Source organism: Bacteroidia bacterium (assembly GCA_026932145.1).
Classification (GTDB): Bacteria; Bacteroidota; Bacteroidia; order J057; family JAIXKT01; genus JAIXKT01.
In genome coordinates this window covers 81,935-92,849 of the sequence record JAIXKT010000046.1, presented here as the reverse complement: position 1 = coordinate 92,849, position 10,915 = coordinate 81,935, and the positions used below count along the sequence as shown (strand labels likewise).

Annotated in this window: 8 protein-coding genes; 1 reads left to right on the top strand and 7 read right to left on the bottom strand. The window is 37.5% G+C overall.

Annotation, left to right across the window (positions count from 1 at the left end; all coding sequences use genetic code 11):
• Positions 1-276 precede the first annotated feature (276 nt).
• From LC115_10975 to LC115_10965, 3 genes are read right to left on the bottom strand one after another with little or no spacing between them, the layout of a single operon-like run.
• Complete coding sequence (locus tag LC115_10975; GenBank protein MCZ2357186.1) at positions 277-468, bottom strand: hypothetical protein; 192 nt, start codon at positions 466-468, stop codon at positions 277-279.
• Positions 469-472: 4 nt separating this feature from the next.
• Entirely contained in the window at positions 473-1,357 is an 885-nt protein-coding gene (locus LC115_10970) for a sel1 repeat family protein (GenBank protein ID MCZ2357185.1), read from the bottom strand.
• Positions 1,358-1,384: 27 nt separating this feature from the next.
• The gene (locus LC115_10965) at positions 1,385-2,326 is read right to left on the bottom strand and encodes a GDP-L-fucose synthase (GenBank protein ID MCZ2357184.1); all 942 of its coding nucleotides are present in this window, start codon (positions 2,324-2,326) and stop codon (positions 1,385-1,387) included.
• Positions 2,327-2,511: 185 nt separating this feature from the next.
• Here LC115_10965 and LC115_10960 point away from each other — a divergent pair, with 185 nt between their 5' ends.
• Entirely contained in the window at positions 2,512-3,297 is a 786-nt protein-coding gene (locus LC115_10960) for a glycosyltransferase family 2 protein (GenBank protein ID MCZ2357183.1), read from the top strand.
• Here LC115_10960 and LC115_10955 read toward each other — a convergent pair.
• From LC115_10955 to LC115_10940, 4 genes are all read right to left on the bottom strand, one after another.
• On the bottom strand, positions 3,294-4,913 hold the full coding sequence (locus LC115_10955; GenBank protein MCZ2357182.1) for a hypothetical protein: 1,620 nt from the start codon (positions 4,911-4,913) through the stop codon (positions 3,294-3,296). The two genes, LC115_10960 and LC115_10955, sit on opposite strands and share 4 nt — an antisense overlap.
• Positions 4,914-4,939: 26 nt before the next feature.
• Complete coding sequence (gldE, locus tag LC115_10950; protein ID MCZ2357181.1) at positions 4,940-6,277, bottom strand: gliding motility-associated protein GldE; 1,338 nt, start codon at positions 6,275-6,277, stop codon at positions 4,940-4,942.
• 90 nt (positions 6,278-6,367) lie between these two features.
• Entirely contained in the window at positions 6,368-7,255 is an 888-nt protein-coding gene (locus LC115_10945) for a class I SAM-dependent methyltransferase (protein MCZ2357180.1), read from the bottom strand.
• A gap of 5 nt (positions 7,256-7,260) precedes the next feature.
• Entirely contained in the window at positions 7,261-10,908 is a 3,648-nt protein-coding gene (locus LC115_10940) for a PAS domain S-box protein (GenBank protein ID MCZ2357179.1), read from the bottom strand.
• Positions 10,909-10,915: the final 7 nt, after the last annotated feature.

The following is a 10,915-nucleotide window of genomic DNA, read 5'->3' as shown; positions in this document are numbered from 1 at the left end:
TTTATTAACACCAAGTCTTAAAAATACTACTTAATATTGCGTAACATCAGTTATTCACTATATTTTTATAATTTTCAAAAAAGGAACCCCTTTATTTTATAGTTTCCTTTATTCTCTACTATTTAGATAAATTTTTGCTAAGTCATATTTCTATTGCACAATGACTTCAAAAAAGAAAGGCTAATTTAGTTTTTAGAATATTTTAAGTGAATAATAGGTTATGATTCAGAAAGTATGAAAGTTATATTCCATCTTTATCTTATTCATAGCCAGAACCTAATAAGGATATTTTTTTCTCCATGAATTTATGACAAATTTCTTTCGCTGGCGAAAAGATACCATCCCCAGTTGATTGTATTCATTTTGCAGGTTTAGCCAACATTCTGGTTCTGATTGGCTAAACTTTTCTGCATCAATATAATTCTTTTTTAGAAACTCTATAAAGTTTAGGGGAACATTCGGTTTCATTACATTATCGGCGATATTGAACGCTATAAAGAGGAACTTCAGACCAAAGTACGGAGCAAATTTTAAAATACCAGTTTAACAGTCGTTTGGGATTTTGGGTCGCTTCATGCACTCCAATTTTTCCCAAGACGTTATGTTCATGTTCGGCAATGGGGTTTTCTGAAGCCATTGCATAATATTTTTTGGCGCGGTTCCAATCTACTCCGAATACCGTTTCATTGGTCAGGAACCAGTCTCCCATCTTGAGTTGTGCCAGAATATAGCGGTTATGTGTAGCAGCGGTATCTAACCAAGCTACTGCTAAGGTGTCATTACGCTTAGTGCCGCCTCCGGTGTGATAGGCGTGTGCTGCGTGCATGAGGCAAGGCGTGTCGTAGAGTTTTGCCCCACGAATGGCATACTGCAATGCCTTCGTAGAATCCAACTTAACACGTTCATTGGGGCTTAAAAAAGGATCTGGTTTTTCCGAATATAACTCCATCAGCACCCGAATAGCTAATGGATGATTTTTGTCAGCAGCTTTATTTAGATACAAAACGGCCTGCTTAGGGTCGCGTTTGCCATACAAACCACGTGCTAAGGAAACACCATACAAGTATAATCCGGTCGAATCATTTTGATTAGCCGCTATTTTAAGGTATTTCTGAATAGAATCTTTGTCAGTAGTATCCGCATTTTCGTAAGAAAACCACTCTACAAGCCGAAGGCTGGATTCGGAATTCCCTTTTTGGGACTCTATCCGTAAAGAATCTAAATTTATCTGATTTTGAGAATATCCGTAATTCGTCAAAAAAATACTATACCCTAAAACTACCCAACTCCAAACTGCTATTGCTCTAAGCATACGCCCATAAATAGCAAATCTACGGTAAATTTGTGGTTGATTCAATGAGCAAGCGGAGAAGTTTCTGAAATTCTAAACTACGTATTGGTCGTATTTTTGAACGTATTCTTGGTAAACAGTAATAATTCCCTGCTCTAATGAAGTTTTGGCTTTAAAGCCATGTGCATTTAACCAACTAATATCCAATAGTTTACGGTGTGTGCCATTGGGTTTGGAAACATCAAAGATAAGTTCTCCTTCATAACCAACTACACGTTGGATAATAGCTGCTAATTCTGCTATGGAAACATCTTCGCCAGTGCCTACATTGATGGTTTCACGTTGCTTATAGTGTAGCATTAAGTGAAGACAGGCTTCAGCTAAGTCATCCACGTGCATAAATTCACGTCTTGGAGTGCCATCCCCCCAAATCACAACAGAAGGATAGTTATTTATCTTAGCTTCATGAAATTTTCGGATAAGTGCCGGTAATACATGGGATTTTTCTAAATCGTAATCATCATTTGGGCCATATAAGTTAGTGGGCATTAACGAAATAAACTTACATCCATACTGGTCATGATAGGTTTCGCAGAGTTTGATTCCGGCAATTTTGGCTATGGCATAAGGTTCATTAGTAGATTCTAATGGCCCGGTAAGCAGATATTCTTCTTTAATTGGCTGAGGTGCTGCTTTCGGGTAAATACAGGAACTTCCTAAAAAAAGTAGTTTTTTGACCTTATGAACGTATGATTGATGGATTACGTTTGCCTCAATCATCAGGTTATCATAGAGGAATTCCGCACGGTAAGTGTTATTAGCCAGAATACCCCCTACTTTAGCTGCTGCCAAAAAAACATATTCCGGCTGGTGATCTTCAAAAAAAGAAACCACCTCAGATTGGTTGCGTAAGTCTAATTCTTTACTAGAATGTGTAATAATATTAGAATAACCTTCTTTGATTAATAAGCGAACTATCGCTGAACCAACCATTCCGTTATGGCCAGCAACATATATACGTGAATTTAACTCCATTAAAGAGAAAAGCGAATTTCTTTGCGAAGTTAGAATTTTTTAAGTCTCAAACACCAAAAATTTGCTGTCTTTGATGTTTTGTTTCAAAAGCTAAATCTTATTTTTATTTAGTGCAATTTATCTCTTTTGTAAAGCTGTTTCAATACAAAATAAAAAATCAGTTTAAAATCATGTAGTTTTGCAGCATGATTGGCAATCAAAAAATTGTTGTGGTAATGCCGGCATATAATGCCGAACAAACTTTACGGCAGACTTATCAAGAAATTCCTTTTAATATTGTAGATGAAGTTATTTTGGTAGATGATGCAAGTAAAGATAATACAGCGGCGTTAGCTAATAGTTTAGGAATCAAAAACGTTATTATACATCAAAAAAACAGAGGTTACGGCGGAAATCAAAAGACTTGTTATCAAAAGGCTCTTCAAGTTGGGGGTGATATTGTTGTGATGTTACACCCTGATTATCAATATACACCTAAGCTTATTGAAGCGATGGTGTTTCCGATTGCACACGGCTTATTTCCGGTTATGTTGGGTTCCAGAATACTGGGCAAAGGAGCTTTACGGGGTGGGATGCCTTTACATAAATATTTTTTCAACCGGTTTTTGACGTTTTTTCAAAATTTACTAATGAGCCAGAAGTTAGCTGAATACCACACCGGCTATCGGGCTTTCTCCCGAGAAGTGATACTTCGCTGCCCATTAGAGGAAAACTCAGAAGACTTTGTATTTGATAATCAAATGTTAGCGCAAATTGCCTATTTGGGTTACACTATTGGAGAAGTTACCTGCCCCACAAAATATTTTCCGGAAGCATCTTCCATCAATTTTAAGAGAAGTATCGTTTATGGGCTTGGCGTTATGCAGACATCTTGCTTGTATTTTCTCAACAAGACAAAAATCTTGAAATCAGCTATCTTTAATTTTGAAACTGGCCGAAAAATCTCCCTAAAACCAGAGCAAACAGCCTAAAAATCGTAATATTTATTAAAAATAGAGGTTTTTATTCCGGCTAAAATGATAAAGTCGGATGTTGTATTACTTTTTTGGCGAAGAAGCCTATGCGTTAGCCCAACTTCAAAAACCATATTGTATTTTGGATTTATCAAGTATCCGGCCTTAAATTCATTCATAACTAATAGTGAAGAAACTCCTTGCCCTACTTTGTTACCATATTCTTGGGCATAGGTGTAATATGATTTAAAAATATCATGCCCATAATTTGCTGTTCGGGAGGAATCTGCGCCATAACCTACGATGTTTAGCTTCCAGTTTCCGTAGATATTTTGCCGGCGGTAATTTGCAAGTATTAACCATTCCCAAAAATTTGCGCCCTGCGGATGTGCTAATGGCTGATTGTAATGCCCATAACAACTCAAACTTGTCCAATGCTGGTACATAAACGGACGGACAAAATTGAACTCCGTCTGGATATATAAATCTTTGATACCCGCTGTGTTATAGCTTTTTAACCCAACTTGAAAGCCTTGCTTATTTGCCCACCAGCCTTTCTGTGCCCGAATCTCTTTGAGCTTAAATTCATCCAACATCAACTGGGCATAAGCAGAAATGGTGTTGTTAATCTTATACTTAGCCCAAAAGCCAAGCATGGCATTATCCGGAGAACCCACAGAATTTTCTATCGGGCGTAGAAAAATCACTGGATTTAGGTAATTCACATCAAAGCCGCGATAGCTAAGCGTATCCCGCAAACGCCAAATAATACAATCAAAAAAACCGACTGACCAACGCTTATGGATATTCCAACTTAAATAGTGAAATGTACCATATTTTTTATTATAGGATTCAAAGTCATTTTTGGGAATCCTAAGATCTTGAAATTCAGCCCATAAAGCAACATACTTGATCTTCCAGAAAGTAGTCGTGATTTTTAAAAAAGGGTAATTATAGGCGTTATCTGATAAAAATAGGGAACGATAGCCTTCTCCAAAAAAGTTTTTATCATGGCCAAGTTGAAAATTAAAATATTTTCCGGGTGAATATGAAATATAGCCGGAAGCCATTCCGTAGTCGTAGGAAGATCCTTTAAATTTACGGACTTTACCTTGCCCAGGTGCCACTTGGTTGGGAAAGGTACTGGGAGTTCCTTTAATAAAGTCATCTAAATATCCGGGAAATTGGCTTTGATTTTCTACATAATTTGATGATATAGCAAATTTTTGCCCAATGCGGGCATTGATTCTGGCACCGCGTGTGTTTTGGTAAATGCCTCCTTTCTGTGCCATTCCTGCAGAAAAATCAAACAAAGGATCTACATGAATTGCATAATCAGGCGCATTAAGCTCTAACAAATGCTCTTTACGTAACTTTCTCCAAACCCATTTTTCCTGCTTTAAAAAGCTATACGTTTGGTACAAAGAATCTATGTTTATGAATTTTAAGACTTCATCTTGGTTGTATGGCAATATAGAAGTGTGAAAATCTGCCGATAAAGTATTTAGCTCTGCTTCATAACGCAGCCTTTCGTCACGGTTAAGAGAGAGATAGGCAGGTTGTGCAAAAGTAATAGCGGCAGTTATCAAGGCTAACAACAATAGGGAAACTGTTGTACGAAACAAAAACATCATAAGTTAAGATATTTGGGCGAATATAGCTAAGAATGGGCGTTTCCAGAATTTTCTGTGTTTCTTTCTGAAGTTTCTTTTTGGAGTGTTGTTTTGATGTGTTGAATAGCTTTATCAGAAACGCTATCAACTTCAAATACAAAGTTTTTGTAGTTGATAATCTCTCCTTTTTGTGGAAAACGCCCATACAATTCCAATATTAAACCGCCAAGGCTTCCATTTTCTTCGCGTTCTTCCTCAAAAACAGATATATCTATATCCAAAACCCGGCAAACATCGCTTAAACTCATCTTGGCATCAAAAATAAATTGGTTATCTGCTATTTTTGAATACAAAAATTCGTCATCATCAAACTCGTCATTAAGCTCCCCAAAGATTTCCTCTAAAATATCTTCTAAGGTAATGATTCCGGTAGTTCCGCCAAATTCATCCACTACGATTGCGATGTGCAGCATTTTAGCCTTAAATTCTTCTAATAAAATATTGATTTTTTTAGATTCGGGGATAAAGTATGCAGTGCGTATTAGCTCGTTCCAGTTGCTGTCGTTGGGTTTTTTTTCTGCTAATAATGGCAGCAGGTCTTTGGCATATAAAATTCCGATAATGTGATCTACGCTGGATTCATAGACGGGGTATCTGGAATAGCCATTTTCTTTAATAACTGCTATTGCTTGTTCGGTGGTAAGATTTTTGGATAATGCTACAACATCTACACGTGCCCGCTGGATAGAGCGCACGGTTATCCGCCCGTAAGAAACTAAACCTTTTAGCAACTCTTTTTCTTCTTCCGGAGATTCGTCATCAGAGGTCAGTTCAATTGCTTGGCGTAGTTGTTCCTCGGAGATATTTCGCTGCTCTTTAATAATCGGCTTATCTAAAAACCGAGTACCTCTTACCAGCGCCCACGTAATTGGATACAGAATAACTACAAATCCTCTCAAAATTGGGGAAAGCCAACGTAAAACCACACGAGGGCGTTGAGAGGCAAATACTTTGGGCAAAATTTCCCCAAACATTAATAACGTAGATGATATAACCAACAATTCTAAAACCTTCGTTACCCAGATAGGCCAGCCTACGTTGGTTTCTAAATTATGAAGTAAAAAGCTGGTAACAATAACAATTGCTATATTCGCTAAGTTATTGGATATCAGTATAGTTGCTAATAATATTTGTGGTTTTTTTTTAAATGTTCGGATAATTTTTCCGGAGAAGAGAGATTCTTCGTAAAATATAACGGCTTCCGAAGCAGATAATCCGAAAAAAGCCACTTCAAAACTGGACATTATTGCAGAAACTACTAGCAAAGCCACAATGATGAGCCAATACAATGTTGTTTGTAGCAAGACGCTCTCTACCAACATCATTGGGAATATTGTCCCAATACAACAACCAGAAGGGTCCAAATTTTAGCTAAATCCTAAGTGCAAAAGTACAAGTTTTTTTGAAATATCAAATTATGGTTGATAGTATCGAGCAACTACTCCCAAAGGTAATGAATAAGGTTTAGCTGCACGAATCGGTAAATATAACTCTCCTATTTTTAGGTTTTCCGAATTAACGGCGAAATGAGCATTCATTAAATTAGAGAGAATTATAGGGGAAAAGCCCAGCGAATAAACATTTAGCAGCACAAAATGAGGCGGTGGCAATAGTAACTGAGCCGTTAATTGCATTAGTTCGTTAATATGTTCTGCTAATTTCCAGAGTTCTCCTTGTGTGCCGTGCCCGAAGGCCGGCGGGTCTAATAAAATCCCATGATATTTTTGCCCACGAGAAATTTCTCGTTTGATAAACTTCAATGCGTCATCAACTATCCAACGAATATTGTCTATCTTATTAATCGCTGCGTTTTCTTTTGCCCAAGAAACGACTTGTTTGATTGCGTCTAAGTGGGTTACGTTAGCTCCTTGTTGGGCGGCAGCTAAGGTTGCACCGCCGGTATAGGCAAAAAGATTCAAGACCTTAGCATGGGGGATTTTTTGGCAAGTTTCTGCTATAAACTCCCAATTATCAGCCTGTTCCGGAAATAAGCCTATGTGTTTAAATGCTGTTAGGCTAAGTTGAAAAGATAAACGCAGGAGTTTTGATTGGTAGTTAATTCGCCATTTATCCGGTAATTGGTTGTTTTTTTTCAACCAGATTCCGGCATGAGCAGATTTGGATTTATAGGAAATCTGGGTTTGTTTATCCCATTGTTCATCAGTCCATAATTTATCCCAGACGGCTTGGGGCTCTGGCCGGCGAATGACCATTTTACCCCAGCTCTCTAATTTTTCTCCTTTGCCGACATCTAACAGTTCAAAATCTTTCCAAAACTCCGGTGTAAATGTGTAAATCTGCATCTTACTTAAAGAGTTTGGTTCGAGTAGGGTGTTTTTATGGGTAAAGATATTGTAAAACAAGTGTTTCCGGGTTCACTTTGAACAGAGATAGTGCCGCCGTGATTTTGAATGATTTGGCCACAAATATCCAACCCAAGTCCCGTTCCTACACCCCGTTCTTTGGTGGTAAAGAATTTTTGGAATATTTTTTCAATATTTTCGGGAGGTATTCCGGAACCACTGTCGGTTATTTTCACTGTTATAGAATTTTCTTGGGGTAATAAGTCTATTTGGATTTTTCCTCCGTTTGGCATCGCGTGGATTGCATTTTGGATAATATTCGTCCAGACCTGCCCAAGTTCGTCAGCTATTCCCATAATTGGCGGAACGTGTTCCAGATTTACGACCAATTCATAGTTATACTTTAGCTGGTTTTGGTATAGGATTAAAATAGTTTCGATATTTTCTTGCAAATCAACCCATTGCGGTTCGGACGAATTGCTGCTGTGGGAATAATTTTTTAGTGCTTGGGCTGTTTTGCGTGTTTTGACGCTGGCTATTTGGATATTATCGGCACTTTGTTTCATTTGTCCGAAGCATCGGCATAATTCTAAGGTATGCTGAGATACTGGTTCAACCCATAAGGAAAAATAGGGAGTTATGTCTTGAAAAAAGCCAATATCTGTTATCGTAGTGGCAATTTCTTCGGATTGGTTTTCACCAAAGCCGGCCTCTCGAAGCTGCTCCATATACTGTTTCCGAATTCTTCGGGATTCTTTTGAGGAAACATTGTTTTTGGTGGTAACTAACTGTGTTAGAAATTCTTGCAAGAGAGTGAGAATGTCTTTGTTTGCAAAGGAGCAGAAGTCTGTTATTCTGGAAACTGTTTCTGGCAGTATTTCTTGAAAAATCTGGGATGATGCTTGGATTGCGCCAATTGGTGTGTTGATTTCGTGGGCAACGCCTGCCACTAACTGGCCTAAGGCTGCCATCTTTTCAGAAAGTACTAACTGGGATTTTGTGGAGGTTAGGTCATTGATAGTGGCTTCTAATTCTTGGGTACGCTCTTTAACCATAGATTCCAAGTTGTCTTTTAGCCGCCTCAGGTGAGATTCGCTGCGTTTGAGTTTTAGCTCTGCTTCTTTTCTTTCGGTAATATTTCTACGAAATATTACCGCCCCTATAATCTCCTCATTACTATCGCGTATTGGGTTTATAACTGTTTCAAAATAAAGTGTTTTATCTTGGATTGTTTCTCTTTGGTTTGTTTTGGAAGTTGTGCCATTGAGTGCGTTCCAGTAGAGTTCTTTCCAGTAATCACATTCATCAATATTGTGGGACTGCCAAACAGGGTTATTGGGCACAAAAGGCATTTCTATTCGTTGTTCAAAGTATTTTTCAAACGAATGATTCCCCGTAATCAAAGTGTAGTTAGGGTCTATTGCGTAAATTAGGTCTTCGGTACTATTGATTAAGTTGAGTAGTTTCGTTTCTTGCTCTGATAAAGATTTTTGTAAATCAGATAAGCCTTTTTGGGTTAGGTGGATTTGTTGTTGCTGGGTATCTAAGAGGCGTTCTTGTTCATTGAGTTTTAGTTCTTTTTCGTGTTCATCTGTTTTGTTAGTAGCTATCAGTACTGCTCCGTTTACCTGATTGGTGGTATCTGTTAGGGGATAAATACTGCCGGTGCACCAGATTTTACCGGATAGTTTTTTAGCGATAGTGAACTGCCCTTCAATTCTTTCGCCGGACAGCAATTTAGGCCAAAGTTCCAGCATTTCGTCCGTAGTTTCTGCTTTACGAAATTCAAAGCTATCAAAGAATTTTTCCTTAACGTCATCTTCTGTATAACCGAGGTCTTGGCAAAATTGATGATTATAGCGAACAAGGCGTTGTGCAAAGTTAAATTCTGCATATATCGCTTGAGCTATAATTGCATTCAACTGCTGCTCAAGGCGTTGTTTGGATACGAATAGGTCTGTTTGGGCTAATTCTAATTCTGTTAAACTGGTAGATAGGGTTTCTTTCTGAGCCGAAATAGTGTCCGCAGATTTTTGTGTTTCTAATAGTAGCTCATTTACACGAAGTTGCGTTCTTAGACTTATCAATGAAGCTGCTATGCTATTACTTAAACGATCTAATTTTAAGTAGTTATTTTCATCAACCCGAAAATGGGTATGTAACTCTATGATACCCTGCGTTTCAAAGTTAAAAATAAGTGGTATAACAATAATGGATTGGGGAACTATCAGAGCCGTGTTGAGTGCATATTGATATGCTTCACTAACTTTCCAGAAAGTAATTCTTTTATTTTGGGCAACTGTTCCGATGGTGCCGGTTCCTATGGGATATTCAGCCGGTACACTTTTTTCATCAACGCCGAAGCCTACCAAAAATTGAAAATGGGTATTTCTAACATTTGGAAGATATAATGTTCCGTATAAAATCGAGAAATCCTTAGACAGTTCTTCAAAGAGTTTTCTACCCCACAAGACAGGATCTTGGTTTTCTTGAACCAGCAGTTCGTTTGAATAACGTACTAATAAAGAATCTGTTTCTATTCTAAGTTCATCTTGTTCTCTCTGTAAAACTTCTTCATGAACATCTGTAAAACTCCCCAGCCATGTTCCGCCGGATACTTCAGGAAAATAGCCCCCTTGGATTTTAAACCAACGATACATACCGGAACGTAACCTCAAGCGACCTTGCCAGAATAATTCACCCGTTTCTAATGCTCCTTCTATCATCATTTGAAAAGAATTAGCATCTTCGGGGTGCACCCTTAAGGTTAAATGTAACGGTAATGAAATTAAGTCTTGGCTCGGAAAGCCAAACACCGTAAAACAACTACCACTGATATAGGTTAGCTTAATACTTTTATCTTCACCTATAATTGCCTGAAAAGAAACAACCGTTAAATTATCCAATACAGAAACATAGGTTTTGGTATCTGACAAACTATTTTGTAACGAATCTTGAAGACCTTTAATCTGTAATTCTAAGTTTTTAAGAGCTGTTTTATTTTCTTTTACGATTTTATCTAAGCTGTTTTTTTCGGATTCCGCTTTTTGCAGTTTATCTTGAAGTAATACAACCGACTGTAAATAAATATTGTATATTGAGATAAACGGAATAAGACATAAAGAAAAAGAATTTACTAATTTGATTAAAATAGAATCTCCGATTACAAATTCTTTTTGTTCTTCGACCAATATTGCAACGCTTTCATAGGCAAAAAAACATACTACAATCATGCCGATAACAATCAGCATCTTGAATATTTCGTGAAATGCAAATAAACTTAGGCTTAGGGGAATCAATAACGCTAATTGTGTATAAACGATTTTGGCATCCGGGCTGTTGTGGTTAATCATAATGGATGCGGTGCTGATTGTCCACAAACAAATAATTGCGACCAAAAGAAACCTAATGTAATTATTGGTTTTAGCTGAATTATAGAGGAAAACTACTGATAATGCAGCAATAGCTATGATATTGATATAAAGGCAACGAACGTCATAAAAACCAATAAAAAATATGGCTACAAAAAACGCAAATATGGCTGCTATGAAACTATTGGTTGCGCGAAGCTGATTAACTAACTGTTTTGAACTAACATTCTGTGTTCCATGTAGTTCTATAATCTTCCAATATTTTAATATCGTTTCTAACATAATTAGG

Coding starts and splice junctions, on each gene's coding strand:
- gldE (MCZ2357181.1), bottom strand. CDS start 6,277: ATGATGTTGGTAGAGAGCGTCTTGCTACAAACAACATTGTATTGGCTC.
- LC115_10975 (MCZ2357186.1), bottom strand. CDS start 468: ATGAAACCGAATGTTCCCCTAAACTTTATAGAGTTTCTAAAAAAGAAT.
- LC115_10965 (MCZ2357184.1), bottom strand. CDS start 2,326: ATGGAGTTAAATTCACGTATATATGTTGCTGGCCATAACGGAATGGTT.
- LC115_10960 (MCZ2357183.1), top strand. CDS start 2,512: ATGATTGGCAATCAAAAAATTGTTGTGGTAATGCCGGCATATAATGCC.
- LC115_10940 (MCZ2357179.1), bottom strand. CDS start 10,908: ATGTTAGAAACGATATTAAAATATTGGAAGATTATAGAACTACATGGA.
- LC115_10945 (MCZ2357180.1), bottom strand. CDS start 7,255: ATGCAGATTTACACATTTACACCGGAGTTTTGGAAAGATTTTGAACTG.
- LC115_10955 (MCZ2357182.1), bottom strand. CDS start 4,913: ATGATGTTTTTGTTTCGTACAACAGTTTCCCTATTGTTGTTAGCCTTG.